Here is a 20,041-nt window from a genome sequence, read left to right as displayed (position 1 = left end):
TGGTTTATTGGTAATTATCGTTACTCGTTGTCAAATATCATTCAACCATCAACTATTTACTATTAACACTTCCAAGCACATATTTAGCAAACGCAAAGCTCGCGGTAAAAGCAGGACTTACGGCGTTTAAGATATGAATCTGGTTTTCTTTTCTTTCAACCAGAAAGTCCATAACAAGCTCGTTTGTGTTTTTGTTAAGCAGCTGCGCCCTGATCCCCGGTGTCATAGGTTTAAATTCGCCTCTTAAATTTTTAACCAACTTTTTAGCTTCGTTTATAAGATTGCTTGGAATATAGTATCTCATCTCATACAGCGCCAGATCTCTGAAACCGAATGAATTTTTAATAAACAGTTTTGCTTCAAGTGATAAAATTTCTATCATTTCACTGAAACTAAACCTGCTCGTCATCGTATAGTTTTCCCTCCAAAACGCAGGTATCGCCGTAGGCCCTATTTTAATGGTATTATCCGCCATAAGCGTGAAATGGACTCCCAAAAACGGATTTTTAATGTTAGGCACGGGATAAATCTGAGTTTTTATCCTGTCACTTCCGAGATATTTTCTGTATAAGCCTTTAAACGGCAGCATCGTATATTCAAGCCCCACTCCATTTTGATGGGCTATTTTATCGGCGTAAAGCCCAGCGGCGTTTATTAAAAAATCATAGCTTTGATTATATTTTTCATAAGGCGTGTTAAATACGAATTTCACACCTTTTTCTTCAAGCTTTCGTTTTAATACCGAGCATACTTCCCTGGGATTTACCGTAGCGGTATTTGGAGAATAAAGGGCAAATTTGTATGTTTTGGCGTTCGGGTCTATTTTTTCGGCTTCTTTTTCGGTAATTAAATACGCTCCCGCATTATTGGCAATACTTCTTTTTGCAAGTTCGTGAAGTGTTTTGATTTCATCTTCGTTTTTAGCGACTACCAGCTTGCCCGTTTCATTGACACCGATACCGTTTGAATGGCAAAATTCTTTCATAAGCCTGTTGCCTTCTGCAGTCAGTTTCGCTTTCAAAGAATCACTGGAATAATAAAACCCGGCATGTAAAACCCCGCTGTTTTTACCGCTTGCGTGAAAAGCCTCGTGAGGTTCTTTATCTATAATTGTTATTTCATCGTTAGGATTTTTATTTATCCATTCATATGCCAGCGTCATTCCGATTATTCCCGCACCTACAACAAGTACTTTCATTATGCTCCTTTTAATTAAGTTGTGAAGTTGATAAGCAGATAAGTTGTTAAGGTTTTTTCTTCCCTCTTATATCCTTCACAACTTACCTACTTACCCACTCACTAATTCATCATATCCCAAGCTCCAAAATCTGCCACAGTTTTTCAATCTCTTCATCACTGAAAAGAAGCGTCTTTTTTTCATTAAAAAGAAGCTCTATTTTTTCCCTTTCAAACCCGTTACTCATTATACATTTCTCATGAGCCGGCAGATAGCTTCTTGCAAGGGCTACTTTTTCATTGATTTTATTTTCACATAAAAAACAGATAAAATCGTTATGAAGCCTTCCTTCTTTATCAAGCAGATTTATATAATGCTCTATAACGGCTCTTTTTACATCTCTTTGATGTAAATTTTCACACAGTTCATATAGTGAATTATAATAAAATTCGTCTACTTTGCTCACATCTGTAAAATGCCTATTTAGCAGCTGTATATATCTTTTGAAAAAAATCGTTTTATTCATATCAAAAAGAAATTTAAAAGGTATCTGAGTGACGTGTCTTAATCGTTGTATAGTGGTTTTGGAGGTTTCTTCCACATGAAAATCAATTAAATACCCGACATTTATATATGAATGTCTGGCCCCGTAAAATCTGTAAAGACTCAACACTTCGTTTTTTGTCAAAATTCTGACAATTAAATCTTCATCCCTGACTCTTACAGTGCTTAATATAAAACCCTTCAATTCACTTCCTAGTTTTTGTGAATTATATAATAATTCAATATTTAACGTGTAAGAGTATTTTGCTCCAGTCGCTGTTGTGTTTATAATTTTTTATAATTAAATATTTTATGTTTTTTTTATTTTTAAATTTATCATAATATGAAAAAAACACTGCTTTTTTAATGTTGTTATCGCTTCCGCCTATTAAATGAAGCTGTTTTATATTCTCCAGTTTATCAGTAAAATCAGCCGGGTTTAAAGAGCACGTTAACGGAGTTAAATGATGTATTTCACACCATTTTTTTGTATCAAGATTGCCCGCAACGGTTACAAGCATTGAAACATCGTTTCTAAAAGCGCTTATAAGGGCTGCAACCGCTCCTCCTCCTGAATATCCGATTAATACAAAAGACTTTATATCATATTTGTTTTTTAGCTGATTTAAAACATCCTGATAACTTGATATTACTTTTTTGGAAAACCTGCAATCAGTCCAGTATTTGTAATTGCATTGTTTATCATTTACGTATTGACAAGGCCTTGCCAGGTATACAACACATTTATGACGGTCGTTTAAAGCTAGTTTTAAACCTTCCGGATTTAAAGGAGTAGGATTTGAAGAAATTAAATCAGACGTAATCCATGAAAGACCGTCTCCTTCTATATAAACATATACTTTCTTACATCCTTTCAGGTTACCTTCATAAGAAAAAATCTTAAATTCTTTTGTATTAAAAATATGTTTTTTAAATTTATTGCCTGCAAGTTTATCTGCTTTCTCAAGTCTTTGGGAAGGGGTAGGAATATTATATCCGCACCCTATAAGAAATAAAAAAATGAAAAAATATATTAATTTTCTCATTTTAATTAAAATTTCATATTATATTTTGCAAATACGCTTCTGCTTGTAAATCCGCTTGTTTTTCTGTCTATATTAAATCCGAAACTGAAAGATGTATTGTTTTGGAATTTTTTATTCATACTCATTCCTCCGTTAAATGTTGCTGCACTGTTTTTTATTCCGTCAGTATCAAACACAACATCGTTTGCACCCTGGAAACTTGCCGATACTGTCTGTCTGTCATTTTTAAAATTATAATCAATATTCGCATATGCTTCAAAATCGGTTGAAAGATTTAATTTATATGACAGTAATCCGCCTGTGCCTAATATCATTTCTTCAGTATTATATCCTGATACATTTAAATTCAGTCCTCCGGCTCCGGTTTCACTGTAACTTGGGGTATGATAATATTTATATGCAAATTTTATTTTTGGAATAAATGTAAGCTGGTCTTTAATCTGCATATTTTTATTCATTACAGTCTGTAAATAAAACAGTTTTGCATTATATGATCCCGATGCAGTCTGCCCTATTGCACTGATATATCTGCTTGTATTTACTTTCTGTACTCCGATACCGATCTGATAAGAAAGCATACTTTGATAATTAACTACCGGTTTTGAACCGTACATAATAAATGTATATCCGTCTAAATCACTTGACTGAGGCAGATCATTAGTATTCACATCGCTTTTAGAATAAGCAAACGCCAACCCTAATCTTTTAGAATCCGTATACTCCCCGTCAATTCCCAATACAAATCCGTGTGTATGTGCGCTAAAACCTTTGTAACCGTCTTTATTGCTTTGTGTTGTATATGTATAATAAGGTTTTATCCATAAATTTCTGTCTTTAAACACTTTATTACCTGAGTTTAATCCTCTTTGTCTAGCACCTATTATTGAATTTATCATATTGCTCATTCTTAATGCTGCAACAGAAGTCGTCAATGTATTAACCGGTGTAGCTTCAGCCAAGTCATTTACTTTGTCTTCATCACTGCTTCTTGAATCAAGAACACTAAGATACTTATCTATATCCGCATCTACTTTCAGTTCGTTAAAAATAGAATCAAGCGCTTTTGCCGTACCAATCACATATATGTCTCCTGTTGAATTTACAAGTTTCTCAAGCCCAGCCTCGGATTTTCTTACTATAAGATTCATAGTTGTTCCGTTAATTTCTGCAGAAAAAGTTAAAAGAGCGCTGTTATCTATAAAATTCAAAGAATATATGTCTGTACTGATATTTCCGTCTGTTGTTTCAGCTATAAGACCTTCTGAATTACTAAATTCTTTATATATGGTGTTTTTAAAATTCTCTAAAGAATTAAACCATTTTCCTATAGTGTCATCCGTTGTATTAACAAAATAAACTTTTATGGTTGAACCTTCTTTAAATGTTATATCTCCGCTTGTTTGGATATACGGTGTCTGTGCTGAAAGGGTTGTATTGTTTACTTCTACGTCCAGATCAAGTATTCCTTGTGCATTTTGGATGTAGGTTTTTGAATATACAGTATTGGAAGGATTAAGTTTCAAATCTCCGTTGTTTATTACATCCACGCCTTTTGCGTCTATATCCCCTTTAACTGTTCCGTTATTAGTAAATTTCCCTGATGTAGCAGTAGGTGCCTGGAATGTATATTCAGCTGTTATTGTTCCGTTGTTTATTACTGCCCCGGCTTCACTCCCTCCTATATATATACCTATTTGTGCTGTAATATTCCCCTCTGTATCGTTTAATACGATTCCAGTGTTTGTTGTAACTGATATACCTGTGTTGGATGTTATAAAATTGTTGTTTGTAACATTTGCGTAATTATTTTCTACATTAATACCTGTTGCTGAACTTATTATCCCTTCGTTTATTACATCTTTGTTGTTATTCTCTACATTTATACCTTTTCCGCTTCCGGTTATAAGTGCGTTATTTTCAACCGTTGCATTGTTGTCTGTTACTTTTATACCGCTGTCCGTACTTGAAATATATCCATTGTTGGTGATAGTATTCTCATTATCCGCAACATATATTGATACATTCGAACTTATGTTTCCTTCTGAAGTATTTAATATCGTTGATTTGTTTGTTGTTACGCTTATACCTGTATCTGATGTTATCAGATTGTTGTTTGTAACATTTGCATAATTATTTTCTACGTTTATTCCTGTTGCTGAACTTATAATTCCTTCATTTATTATATCTTTATTGTTGTTTATTACGTTGATACCTGTATTGTTTGAAGAATCAATAATTCCATTATTTAATACAGCATTATTGTTGTTTGTTATATTTATACCGTTAGAACTTTGGGCTATAGTTGCATTATTCTCAACAATTGCGTTATTATCTGTTACATTTATAGCATTATTTCCTGAAAGATATCCGTTGTTTATAATAATGTTTTTATTGTCTGATACAAATATGGAATCATTTTTTGAAGTAATGTTTCCTTCTGAGGTATTTAAAATCATCGATTTGTTTATTGTTATGCTTATACCTGTATCTGATGTTATCAGATTGTTGTTTGTAACATTTGCGTAATTATTTTCTACATTAATACCTGTTGCTGAACTTATTATCCCTTCGTTTATTACATCTTTATTGTTATTTGATACACTTATGCCTCCAAAGCCTCCATCTATAGTTCCGTAGTTTATAACGGTTGCATTGTTCTCATCTACTTTCATACCGTAAGAGGTAGAGCTTGTAAGTGTTCCTTCGTTTATGATGTTTTTTAGGTTTGTTGATACAAATATGGAGGAGGAGTTTGATGTGATATTTGCATTTTCACTGTTTAAGATAGTACCATTGTTTATACCGTCTATATCTATACCTCTGCTGTCACTGCTTGTAATGGAACCATAATTTATAATACTGACATTATTTTCTTTGGATACAAAAAGACCATAATATTTTATATTTATATTTCCATAGTTTAGTATATTTCCATAGTTGCTTCCGTATGCTTCAATACCATTTCCCCCTGTACTTGTAATAGTTCCGTTATTTTCTATAAGACCGTTATTGTCTGCTTGGACATGTATAGATGTTGATGTTGTGTTAATGCTTGCATCTACACCGTTTATCATAGCTCCATTGTTACTTCCGTTTATGAACATGGATATATTTGCAGAGATATTACCTATAGTATTATTTAAGATGGTTCCGTTGTTGTCCATTTCTGTATAGATACCGTAGCCGGAAGCATTAATGTTTCCGTTGTTGGTGATGGTTCCTAGGTTGTTGTGTACTGTTATGGAGTTATTGCTTGAACTTAGATTTGCATCCGTGTCATTCAATATGGTTCCATTGTTGTCATTGTCTATATAGATGCCATAACTGGAGGCACTAATGTTTCCTTTATTGGTAATGGTTCCCAAGTTGTTGTGTACTGTTATGGCATTATTACAATAATACATTAGTCCACTGTAATCATTTAGAATGGTTCCGGCATTTGTGTTTACATATATGCCTGTAAGTGTGGAGTTCAAATGTCCTTGGTTTATGATAGCATCGTTGTTATTTTGTACATTTATACTAGTATTTGCATAAGTATTTGCATTTGATCCTGAAATGCTGCCCAAATTATCATTTAAAATAGTTTTATTGTTTGTAGTTACATTTATACCTATGTTTCTATCTGAAATTATTGCGCCATTATTAATAATATCTTGATCATTGTTTTCTACATTTATGCCTATAGTATAAGGTGAAGTAGCTTGTATGTATCCGTTGTTTGTGATGCTGTATTCATTATTTTCTACATTGATACCTATGCTGCCATCTTCATAAGCATAGATCTCTCCATCTCTATCATTTAAGATAATTTGCTTGTTTGCGGCTACATTTATACCTATCTTTGCAGATATATATCCCATATTTGTGATATTGTTTTCATTGTTCTCCACATTGATACCCGTGCTGCCATCTTCGGAAGAGGAAATATGTCCACCTGAAAAGTTTATGATAACTCCTTTGTTTGTAGTTACATTGATACCTGCCGTATTTGCGTCAATAGATCCTTTATTAAAAACATAAAAAATATTGTTTTCCACATTGATGCCTATGTTTGCATTTATGACTCCATCCGTACCATTCAAGACATATCCGTTAACATTATTGTTTTCTACATTGATACCTATATTATCCGCATTATTGTTTGCTTCTATAGTTCCATTATTGGTGATGTCAGAATTATTATATTTTACATTGATACCTATATCCGCCTTTATAGTTCCCCCATTTATTGTATTTTTGTTATTGGTTTCTACATAGATTCCCGTAACGGAGACGATATCCTTATAATTAGCAATATCTCCATAGTTTGTACTCGCTGCTATACCAGTAGTATTTGATTCTATATAATTGGAGTTCACGAAAGTGCCATTGTTTTCTTCTACATACATACCTATACCATTTGAATATATATTTCCACTATTGTTTACGGTTGCTCCACTGCTATTGTTTTGAATAAAAATGCCACCGACACCATAAATATTTTCACTGCTTTCTATGTATCCTTTATTTTGCATCACTTTTATACCGTAATCATACAAGCTAGTAATCTTCCCACGGTTAAAAATGCTTCCATCAGACTCGTTAGTTGTTACATAAATGGAGCTGTCGTTTGATGTAATGCCGTTGTTGTAGCTGAGATTGTATATGTCACCATAATTTGTTTCAATTGCTATACCTTTACTTTGGCTTATCAGACTCCCTGAATTATAAACATCTCCATAATTGCTATTTATATCAATAGAGTTTCCCACCGAATCGATATAACCGTTGGTATCATTTGTTATAGTGCCTTCACTGTCGTTTTTGTATACAAAAATAGCACTATCTTGTGAGGTAATATTTCCATTGTTGTTTATAATTCCATTGTTGTATGAGACATAGATGCCTCTATAGTTACTCGTAATAGAACCATTATTTTGTATAATACTATGAATACTACCATAGTTATTGTTGGCTACTGATATTGAGATATAATTGGTAGTGATATTTCCGTCCGTATCGTTGAGTATGGTTTGATAATTGTTATCTACTGCTATACCTGTGGCAAAACTCGTATTTTCTTCTGTATTTTCAATCAAACCTTTGTTTGTGATATAGCCGTTATTGTCTGATGTGTATATATTATACATTCCTGCAGCCGACATAGTTCCTGTCGTATCGTTTAGTACGGTTCCGTCATTTCCGTTTTCCAAGTAAATATTCATTCTATTATAATTGCTTCCGATTGCATTAGTATTTGATATAGTACCTTTATTGGTGATATTATAATCCGATCCCAAAGTTCCAGTTACATTTATATCATTGTCACTATCCGTAGTAATGCTTCCACCAGTGTCAATTAAAATATTTTCACTTCCATCACTTGTTATGGTAGATGTTTCTGCAGTGCTTATAGTCTGATCCGCCAAAGCAATACATGCAACTATACTTAATAAAAAGATTTTTCTTCCAAAGTTCATAATTAACCTTTTTTTTATAAAGTTTTAATTCTATTTTAATAAAATAAATGAATTGATACCATGACATTTCAGCTCAAAATTGAATTAGTTTATTTTTTATTTGCAGTAACTTTTTGAAGTAAAAAAAAGAGTGAAAGAAAAATTAATATAATTAAATTTTTCCTTCTGTGTTAATAATATCCTCTTTTTTCTGTTTTACGTCAGCATTAGGATTAGTTGTGTTTTGCAATTTATGATAAACAGAGAACAGAGTACTGTTATACATATCTATAAGAGTACCGCTTATAACTCTATTGTTAAATACAATTAAATCCAAATTTATAAATGAATCGGACGGCAACAAATTACTAATCAAATAAGCTGACAATAAATTTTTTGATTCTAACGCGGCAACATTAACTTCTCCTCCTGACAGCACATTTAAAGGTGTATCAGGAGCACCAATAATACCGTTTAATGCAGTTAAAAGCACATCGTTTGAAGCTACAATATTATAAGGCAGTTTTTCATTAGGGAAAATACTTCCTTCTTCGGAAGTTATATATGCATTTTTAGTTTCTATATAAGATAAAAGAACATCGTCTTTAGCGTCTATATAAGTATTTGCCCCCAAAATTTCACTGCCGCTTTGCTGAGTAAACGCACCATCGGTTAAAATGTTAATATCTCCATTTTTATTGTAAAGAGCAAAACCGTCTCCGTCTATATCCGAAGCTGTAATTGATTTGTCGTTTCTGATGTCGATATTGTTAGCCGCACTGTTATATGCGTCTATATTATTAACATCTGTATCCAGATATTTCTCATTTACCCCGTCATCTCCAATACCGTTTGCAGCTTTTGCTAATAAACTATCGCTTACGATATCAATATCTTCATCTCCGTCTTGAGTTATTGCGCCGTTTTGTGATTCAAGAGATATCTCTTTTGGTGACTGAACATAATCGATGTTCATATTTCCTGCGGAATTCAATGCCACGTTTCCGTTATCAGAAACTATATTAGAACCTTTTGCCTGCGTAAACGTTCCGTCTGTTGAGAATGTAATATCTCCTGACGCCTGAAGTCCGCTTAATGTTCCTACCGCTCCCACAACTGTGTCTTTGCTGTTATGTAAATTTATATTGCCGTTGCTGCTTACTGCCGCAACTACATCCGCTGAAATTTTTATAGCTTCGTTTAATACTGACTGAATGCTTCCGGCTGCTTGAAGCATTACATTGTCTCCCGCTATATTCATACTTGATGCGTCATCACCTGATATTGCGCCGTTTAACGTAGTAATATATGCGTTTTTACTTTGCAGGTCAGACAATAAGATATCGTCTTTGGCATTTATAGTCACATCCTGACCTGATATTTTTGTAGCACTTTGCTGAGTAAACGCACCATCGGTTAAAATGTTAATATCTCCATTTTTATTGTAAAGAGCAAAACCGTCTCCGTCTATATCCGAAGCTGTAATTGATTTGTCGTTTCTGATGTCGATATTGTTAGCCGCACTGTTATATGCGTCTATATTATTAACATCTGTATCCAGATATTTCTCATTTACCCCGTCATCTCCAATACCGTTTGCAGCTTTTGCTAATAAACTGTCGCTTACGATATCAACATCTTCATCTCCGTCTTGAGTTATTGCGCCGTTTTGTGATTCAAGAGATATCTCTTTTGGTGACTGAACATAATCGATATTCATATTTCCTGCGGAATTCAATGCTACGTTTCCGTTATCAGAAACTATATTAGAACCTTTTGCCTGCGTAAACGTTCCGTCTGTTGAGAATGTAATATCCCCTGACGCCTGAAGTCCGCTTAATGTTCCTACCGCTCCTACAACTGTATCTTTGCTGTTATGTAAATTTATATTGCCGTTGCTGCTTACTGCCGCAACTACATCCGCTGAAATTTTTATAGCTTCGTTTAATACTGACTGAATGCTTCCGGCTGCCTGAAGCATTACATTGTCTCCCGCTATATTCATACTTGATGCGTCATCACCTTGAATATCACCGTTGCTGACCAGATACAAATCTTTACCTGTCAATGAGTCTATTGATAAAAGAGTCGGAGCAAACAGATAAATATTGTTACTGGTAGTAGCTTTTACAACACCGTTTGTATAAATAGGATTTTCCTGCGTTCCTATAGGAGTATCGTTCAACATAGTTAAAATTATATTTTTAGAATCTATTAAATTCGTTCCTAAATTATAAACACCGTTATTACCGTTTATTTCAGTAGTTCCGCTTTGATTGTTAATATTTCCGTTTAACTGAACTTCTCCTCCGTTATTGCTGTTTACAACAACACTTCCGCTGTCATACCCCATACCGTTAAGTTCTATATTACTGTAGCTTTGCTGTTTAACTCCGTTGATATATAGTCCGTTATCCGGATTGCTGTTCGTATTGATTTCTTGTAAATTTACATTTTTACTTGTAAAGTTATTTACCGTAATATGAGTATTACCGTTGACATAACTGACTTTTCCGCTGCCTTCAAATGTTGCGTCGTTTAAGTTAATATTGACAGCTCCTCCAGGCTGAACGATATCTTTAAGATATACTGTACTGTCATCAGAAGAAGCAATATAACGTGCATCCTCACTGTAAGGGTCAATATCGGAATAAATATTTACTGTCTGATCTGTAACACCGCTTTGCATTGTACCGTCTAAAACTAAAGAAACGCCTTTTTCAGCATTAATATTTATATTGCCGTTAGCTGTAATATTATCAATATAATATTTTGATTCCGCCGCGGTTTGTAATATATTCTCAGTTGAAATTTGTTCTCCTGTATCAGGGTCGGTAGAATATGTGTAATATTTATAATATGTAGCTCCCGGATTAAGTGTTAAGAAAAGATTTCCTTCGGTTTTGATATTGCTTAAATCCAATCCGTCAATGACATAATCTTCATTTAACGGAACATCTGTAAGTTCACTCAGTTTCAATCCAAGATAAGTGTCATAAAAACTGTTTGTAGTTATAGAAGGATTATCGCTGTCGCTTTTTTGAAGTTCAATTTCTACAGGATTTTCACTGCTTCCGATTGAACCTTTTACTGCGTTTATATTAATATTTTTTGACAGTAATAACGCTCCGCTGTTAGAATAAATATTCCCATATGAATTATATACTGAAGTTTCTCCTCCGTAATTAGACACGACTCCGTTAAACACAACATCTCCTGAACCGTAATTGTTAATGTTTACGCTATGGTCCACACTCATTGAATGATATACCGGAATAAACGGAACAACATCTTCACTCGGCACATAAGACATTTGTAAATTAGGTTCGTTTGCATTATCGCTTTCAACATTAATATTATTTAATTCTAAATTTTTATTTGAATAGTTGTTAATGGTTACATCAGGATATACATTTTGAATGTAAATATCGCTTGTACCTGTTATTTGACCGTTGGAATTAAGTTCTATCAGTCCTTTATCATGATTAATTAAATCATTAACAACTATATTGTCTCCGTCAGTTTGTGCTGAAATATCTCCACCCTGAGCGGTAATAGTGCCGTCGGCAGCAATATTAAGAGCTTGTGAAACTGAAGATTCCTGATAAATTTCCGAATTCATACTTATAACAGAACTGCCGTAATAATCACCGCTCATTTTTGAAACTTGCGTACTGTTTGTAAATTGAGGAACCCATTCATCGACAACTTTCCATACTTTTTTTACAATCCATCCTATAATAGGAATATTTGACACTACATCTACAAGTTTTTTGGTTTGTGTTAATACCCATGTTACAACTGTATGACTCTCTGTATCAGCAACATTTACATAAGTATCTGCATCTTTTTCTGGAGCATAAGTCTGAACATAAAGATCGGTAGTGATTAATTTGCTTCCGCTTTCGAAATTAACATTGGAATTCACATGCATTTCATTATCGGTGTAAGCTCTTAAACTACCGGTAACTCCTGCATCAATTGTAGCATTGGAATCGGTTTTGGATAAAAAGATATTGTCTTTATCCTGTTTGCTGATTACACTTATTTTGTAAGCTGCATTTAATGTAGCTCCGCTGTTAATATTTATATTAGTATTAGATACTGCATTGACATTCGCATACGCTTCCGAATTAGAATCAGCCGCCACTGTTTCTGATGTAGCATGGGAATTAGCTTCAAAGCTTGTGACTTCTGCTAATATGTTGATTGTTTTTGCTTTTAATTCTGCATTTTCTTTTACATTTACCTCAACATTTTGATTAACGTTGACATTTGTTTCAGTTTGATTATAAGTAACAGCCGATCCTGTAACAATACTGGCGACTGCATGAGCGTTTACATAACTCAAAGCATTTAATCCTATATTTTCACCTGCAAGAAGACTTGCTCCGGCTTCAATATTCGTATAAATATTAGCATTAATATTAGTAGTGGCTATCGTACCTGTAGTAGTCAACAGTCCTCCCGTACCTCCGAGAGTATTACTTAATGCTTCATTTCCGGCATATGCATTAATACTTATATCCCTTCCGGCATTTAATACATTGTCATCTCCAATTACCGAACCTACATTTGCATTGCTTGTAGAAACGGCTTCTGTTGCACCAGCAGCTAAAGCGCTGTACATAAATCCGTTACTTGTAGCCTGTGTTTTACCGAAAGCTTTTGAATTTATATATATATCTCCATTTGTAGAAATTTGCGTATTCTCTCCGGTAACACTTATTATATTGGCGTTTCTTGTTGCTTCAGACAATGACCCGGTACCTCCGATTAAACTTTCCCCTACAGCTGAAAAAGCTTTCGCGTCAATTGTATTGTCGGTAAAATAATTACCGTTGTCATCCGTATTTTCAAAAGCTTTCATATAAAAATTATTTGCTTTTATATTATTATCAGAACCTACCGTACTTGTTAAAGTCGGAGTCCATGTCGCAACAGCTTTAGAAAGTCCTACAGTTAATCCGCCTAAAGACACATCAACACCGTCGGCTTCACTTGAAAGAGTTGCTATTGATGATGATAAAATTGAAGTATCTCCGCTGCTTGTTGAAATAACTCCGTCACCAAATCCGGCAATAAGAGTAGGAGTTAATTCTATATCGCTAAATGAACCTGTCCCGCTTATTATACCGCCTGCAGCCGCCTGGGCAAGAGAACTGGAGTTGTACTCATTATCTGACGCGCTTATATTTATATTCCCGGTTGTATCGACTTTTGAGCTTTTAACAATAGAGGTTGTACTGCCTTTTTGAATAAATTCAGCTTTTACTATACCGGCTGCAGCCGCTCCTATTGCCGCTCCGTAAGCAGTTACACTATTAGATGACAAATCACTGGAAGCCGCAATATTAAAATCACCTTTGCTAATTGTCAAAACAGAACCGCTGTCTGTATAAGCTTCATTTGTATAATTTACATTAAACTCTGAAACAGCCGCACCCAGACCAACTGAACCGGCAGCTCCGGCATAACTTTTAATACTGTTTTTATTCAAAATCAGATTACTGTTAATATTTAATGACCCTGTATTTATATTTACATTTTTACCTATATATGCTTTGGTATCGGCTCCGACATTAGCTATACTGACAGCTCCTCCTATACCTAATACACCGGAAACTGATATACCACCTGAGATTAAATCTAAAGAAGTGGTATCAGATGTTTCAACAGATGTTGCCCCTCCGACATTTAAAACACTGTTATCTCCAATTGCCGCCTGAGTTGTTTCGTTTGGAACATAATCCGGATCAAATGCATCATCAACATTTAAGCTTGTAGTTTCAGCGTCAATTTCACTTTTTGCGCTTGTTGCGGTATCGGAATCTCCAATCTGATCACCTACATCACTTTTTGATATTAACGTATCTGTTTTATCTTTAGTATCTTTAGAAGCATCTAAAGCGTCACCGTTTATATTCGTATTAATATTTGCAATTGAAACCGAACCTGACACGCCCTCAGCCAAACTTCCAGAAAGCGTACTCACTTCACTGGTAACACTTTTATAAGCTTCAGCACTTATTAAAAAATCTCTTCCCGCATTTAACAGAGTATAATCACCTAATTTTGCAGAAGAGGTATTATGAATCGTCGCTACGTCTATAGAACCGCTGACACCCACGGCACCGTCACTTCCGGCACCCGGTGAAGAATCTATTGATGAATGGTTTTTACTTTGGATTTTGACATCCTGCACTGAAGTTTTGTAATTATCGTCCTGATTGATTAACATTTTATTTGCGCCGCTTGCATATGTATATGCTTTTGCCGTTGAATCTATTGTATTAATTGTTACTGAACCTGCAGCCCCTGCAAAAGCGCCTACACTGCCGGTTGCCGCAAATGTAATGGTATCGGCATAATTATCAGCCAATATAGACATAATTCCTTTTGCGTTTAAGATAGAATCCTGGGCATAAGCATTAGTGTTTTGAGTAACACTGGTAACTACAACTGAACCTCCGACACCTGCTACAAGTCCAATACCTGTACCCCCGGCAAGGATACCTTGTTTTGTTTCATTGTCTAAAGTTCCGAGTTTTGTAGTATCAGAAGCGGAAACTCCCAAATCACCTTCCGAATTAACATTAGAATTTGAAATATAAGCGTTGACATGATTATCAACATTTATCACTGCAGCAGAACCTGCTAAAGACGCCCCTCCTGAGAATCCTCCGCTAACTACTACAGAGTTTAAATATTCCAAACTTTGCGCATTAACATTAACTGCTTTTTTGGCATATACATTACTGTTTTGAATATATGCGTTTAGAGTGTTTTGAAGCATACTTGTATCGCTTGACGCACCGATTCCGGCGTCTCCTCCTATAGCCAAACCGCCTATATTAGATTTAATATCATTATAACTTACCGCACGGACTCGGACTTGCTGAAGAGCATTTGCATTGTCATTATCGCTGTTAATATTAGATGAGTCTATATAGCTGTCTATACTGTCTCTGAGCAGATTAACCGAAACACTTGCCGCAACACTTGTACTGCCGCTTCCTGAAAGATTGGCTACATCAGACTCTATTTTTTCACTTGCCGATGCCAATATATCTATACCGTTAATATTTTCAGTATCACCGCTTAAATCTGATTTTAAAGTTTCTACCGCTGCATTTCCGTCAGCTTTAACGCTGCTGCTAAAAATATATGATTTAATTGTATTTTCAATTATATTAGTCACAATTGAACCGTCAGCCCCTAAAGCAACGCCTACTGATAAAATCCCTGACATTGCTGTTAGAACATTTTTTTCTTCTGAAAGAATAGAGATTGAATTCTCAGCAACCACTGAGCTGTATGAAATATAGCTATTCATTGTATCTTTAATAGTATTGATTACCACCGCGCCTGCTGCGGAAGCAGAACCTGAAACAGCCGCTCCGGCTGCTTTGGCGCTAATAGATTTGTCACTTACAGAAGATATGATAATATTGCCACCGTTATTAACTGTAGCATTGCTTATAAAAGCATCAATTTCATTGCTTATTGTATTATAAAGAGTTGAAAGACCAATTGCTGCACCGTCAGAACCAGCGGCCTGTCCCGCCTGAGTATCTATTGACGAACCGTCATTTGCCAATATGTTTATATCCCCGTTTGCCGATACGGTTTTTGAATTGTTATTAATATATGCCTCAATGTCATCCGCAATATCATTAATAACAATAGCGGCAGAAACGGCAAGCCCTTCCGCTCCGATACCTAAAGACGCAGATAAAGCATTTATTGTTGCGGATTCAACGGAAGAGATATCTAAAGAATCTGCTGTAATTCCTGAATTGCTTACATAAGCATAAATATCGTTACTTATACTGTTTTTTGAAAATGCAGCACCTATACCTGCACCGCTTATGGCAATTCCTCCCGCTTTGGTATTAATAGTCGAGCTGTCTTCTGCTGAGAGACTGACACTTCCACCTGCTGTAACGTCTGAACCGTTTGTAATATCAGCCGTGATATCATTCGAAATATTATTTATTGATACAGACCCGGCAATAGACACGCTTAAACCTAAACTTAAGCTGCCGCTGCAGCTTGCGGTATATGAATCTATTTCCCCTTTAGAAGATGAATCGATTTTAATAGCTTTGGCGTATATCGTACTTGAATCAATTGAAGCAGAAGTTTTATTATTCAAATCGTTTTGAGAATAAGCCCCTGCCAATCCTGCCGATGTTTTAATAGCTGTAACGGCGCTTACGGCACCTGCAAAACTTTTTATATTACTGGTGTTTGATGCCGCAATATCAATATCATTAGCATTATTCTGATTTGCCAGGTTATTTGAACCTGTAATAGCTGCGGTTGTTGTATCATTTATTCTGTTTAAAGATACAGACCCGGAAAGTCCTATACCGAATTGCCCCGCCATACTGTCCTGAGGTTTTTGAGTTCCGAAAGTAGTAGTAACGGCTCCGGCTAAAGACACTGCATCTATTTCACCGCTGTTTAGAGAACCTATATTAGTAACACCGGTATTGTCAAATCCTGTACCGTTTAAATTAGCCTCGGTATCCCTGTCAATTTCATTTATAGAAACCGATGCTCCTATACCTACACTTGTAGATAGCATCACTCCGCCGGTTACATTGAAAAGTTTTGAATAATCACTGGAAAGCAGGTCAATACCGTCAGTTGAAGAATCTCCTGTTACAACTAAATTGGCATTATTTATATTAGCCTGAGTAACGTTATTAATTTTCAAATATGAAACGCTTCCAGCTATTCCATACTGTTCTGCATTTCCTCCTGATGCGGCAATTGAAATATTTTTTGTATTAGTATTAGCTTCGACTGACAGCTGTTTTGTCAAAATATTTGAATTATCTCTTATTTCCGCTTTTGTAGTATCATCATACTGAATATCAAGATACGAACCTCCAAGCCCGTTTCCGCTGCTGTCTGTTAGTCCCACTACGCCTGCAAGGTTCATAGTTTCAATATTTGTTAAAGCGTTTACTAACAATGTGCCGTAATCGCTTTGTCCCTGATTGATTTGTGTATTTTCCCCCAAATAAGCTTCAGTATCGTTTTTCATATGAAAATAATTCACAGATCCTGCTATTCCGGCCATTTCACCCGCCGCGCTGCTTTGAGCCCAGGTAGTAAAGAAACTCGTTTTTGTAATATCCAAAGCTGAATTAACTTTATCTGGAATATCTGATACATCTGTCACATCGTCCCAGGAAATCTGATAAGGCATTTCAGTTTTTGCCAAAACTGCTATATTTCCTTTAGAATTAAGAGTTGCACCGTCGTCTACGTATGCATTCACCGTATTATCCAAATTAGTTACGGCCACAGCTCCCGCAGCCGAATACACTGTTGTACTGTCCTCACTGCTTGGAACGGCCGCCATAGCAACGGTTTTAATTCCGCTTTCACCGTTATCGGATGTTAAATAATTATTTAAAGCCTCTATATCAGTATCTTGATTAATATTGACATTGGAATTTGCCGCTATATCCGCCGTAGTTGTTGAGGTATGGTCAGAATAAGCAAAAGCCGCAGACAGTCCTAAAGGAGAAGACGTAGTGGTTGTGCCGTCACTTGATTCTTCAGTTGCCGGTATTTCTGATTCAAATGAAGGCATTTTATCAGACACCCAGTCTTGAATTTTTTCAGAAAGTCCGTCCTCAACATTAGAAACCACATCTCCAGCAGATGGATTTTCAGCTCCGGCATATGCTGCTGTTTTTAAAACATCATTGTCTGTCTGTGCATTTATAATTAAATTATCTGCATTTATATTTCCTCCTACACTGGCCTGAGTAGTAGAATCAGAAGTGCCTATAGCTACACTTGCCCCTAACGAACTGTCCTCATTTGCCCCGTCATCGGCGGAAACATCCATTGATTTTTCTGTATATGCGTTTACATTAAGTAAACCTCCCGCATCAATATCGGCTCCGTCTTCGATTATTGCTTTAGAAGTAGTCGAAGAAGTTGCATAAGCCAAATTTACATTGATTTTTGCACCGTCGCTGTCTTCAGCTTCTTCTGTATATGCTTCCACACTGTTATCTGAAACAGAACTGCTTTTTATGTTTATATCTCCGCTGCTTGTTATTGTTGCACCGTTTTGTATAACAGTTTCAGCATCCGCTGTTGTTTTACCGTAACCGACACTAACACCGCTTGCCGCTACCGAAACGGAAGCCGTAGAACTTGCGCTGCTTTGTATATTTACAGAACTTCCCTCTATATTGCTTCCGCTTCCGACATTTATCGTAGCTTTTGACTGGGCTATACTCAATCCGACATTTACGAGCGGAGGAGTATCGTCAGCTGATGAAGTTAAAAAATCAAGAGCGTAATCAACTAAATCGTTTCCTGTTGTGAATTCATTTGCAGAACTTGAGCTGGCTGATATATTAATATTTCCGCCTTTAATGGTAGCACCATTTATATTAATGGAAGAAGTGGCTTCAAGTCCAACATCTCCGCTAGTTGCTTCCGCATTAAGAGTAATATCCCCTGACGCATATCCGTTATCTGCATACGCTAAAAGCTCACTACCGTTTTCAAGCGTAATGATTGGAGCATTAATCGTAATAGACCCGGATTTATCTGATGACAATCCGTCTTTTCCTAATTCTCTTGTTGAAATAATTACATTACTTTTTAAAAGAAAACTGTCAGCTGTACATTCATACTTTGCGCCGTCTGTATAAATATCTTCTGATATTGTTACATCATCGGGATCCATATAAAACAGTCCGTTTTTACCCTCAAATGCTTTTAATGAAATTTTACTTCCGTTAAAAATAACACTTTTATCCGCACTTATTTCCAAAAATCCGCCGTCACCGTTTAAAAGTCCTCCGTTAGCACTGTATGAAGCACCATGATCGGAATATGTCAAATCATTAGAATAAATAAGTATATTACCGCCGTTTCCTATATCAGCGGCATTTGAAGAAAGTTTTGCCCCGTCAAAAACAAAAGCCTGTTTTTGTCCGTCGACTATAATACTTCCCGCACTTTTTCCGTCAACCGCATCTGTATTTATATTTGAACTTACCAATGCAGTGTTATCTGCTCCTACAAGTTCTATCTGATCGCCGTTTTTTACTATTTTTATAGCGTTTGAAGCGGTTCCGGTGTTTATAATATTATTAATGATGTTATCAGCCGTTTCGGCGGGCAGTATTATAGGAGAATCACTGCTTGTACTTTTATCATAAGTATAATTTATTAATCCGTTTGCATCAAAATGAATGTAAAAATTATCAGTAGCTCCTATTACCACTTTACCTGATTTGGCTATAATAGCCCCTTCGCTGCTGACAAAAGGAGCTGCTAAAATCACAAATCCTTCGGGAGACACATTTATCATCCCTCTTTGTATTATATATGAAGGAGCCAAATTTTTAATCTGTTCAAAATGATAATTTCCTTTTAAGAAATCCTCATCGCTAATATTAAGAGTAGTTGCCAAAAAACTGTTAGCGTTAACTACCGAATTAGCTCCGAAAAAGATTCCTGCAGGATTAACTAAGAACACATTTCCGTTCGCGCTTAAAGTTCCGAGAATTGAAGAAGGGTTAGCTAAAACAACCCTGTTTAACACAACTGCGTTTGAATTAGGCTGAACAAATTTTACCAGTTCGTTCGCACCGATATTAAAGCTGTTATAATTAATAATAGCTTTATCGGAAGCATTGATAACCATTTCATTTTGCGTTGTATTAATAGTAACGCTTCCGGAAGCAACACTTGCACCTGTAGGCAAAGCTATAGCCTGCATAGGCATAAACAATAAAGTAATACTGACCACAATTGATAGACGCTGTTTTTTATTTAGTAACATA

General features: G+C 35.6%; 5 protein-coding genes. All 5 read right to left on the bottom strand.

Going from position 1 to position 20,041, the window contains the following annotated elements; genetic code table 11:
* Positions 1-52: 52 nt before the first annotated feature.
* The 5 genes from ACZ5EP_RS09070 to ACZ5EP_RS09050 all read right to left on the bottom strand — a co-directional run bounded on the left by ACZ5EP_RS09070 (position 53) and on the right by ACZ5EP_RS09050 (position 20,040).
* Entirely contained in the window at positions 53-1,198 is a 1,146-nt protein-coding gene (locus tag ACZ5EP_RS09070) for an NAD(P)/FAD-dependent oxidoreductase (RefSeq protein WP_464508868.1), read from the bottom strand.
* Positions 1,199-1,307: 109 nt separating this feature from the next.
* Positions 1,308-1,925, bottom strand: a complete 618-nt coding sequence (recO, locus tag ACZ5EP_RS09065) for a recombination protein RecO (RefSeq protein WP_464508867.1) — start codon at positions 1,923-1,925, stop codon at positions 1,308-1,310.
* A 34-nt stretch (positions 1,926-1,959) separates the two neighbouring features.
* Entirely contained in the window at positions 1,960-2,766 is an 807-nt protein-coding gene (locus ACZ5EP_RS09060; RefSeq protein ID WP_464508865.1) for an alpha/beta hydrolase, read from the bottom strand.
* Between the two features lie 5 nt (positions 2,767-2,771).
* Positions 2,772-7,973, bottom strand: a complete 5,202-nt coding sequence (locus tag ACZ5EP_RS09055; RefSeq protein ID WP_464508864.1) for an autotransporter domain-containing protein — start codon at positions 7,971-7,973, stop codon at positions 2,772-2,774.
* Between the two features lie 406 nt (positions 7,974-8,379).
* A complete protein-coding gene (locus ACZ5EP_RS09050) occupies positions 8,380-20,040 on the bottom strand; it encodes a filamentous hemagglutinin N-terminal domain-containing protein (protein ID WP_464508863.1) in 11,661 nt (3,886 codons plus the stop codon).
* Position 20,041: the final 1 nt, after the last annotated feature.

This window comes from Nautilia abyssi, assembly GCF_055388085.1.
The sequence above is the reverse complement of the archived record's forward strand: the minus strand, read 5'-3'. Positions and strand labels throughout refer to the sequence as shown.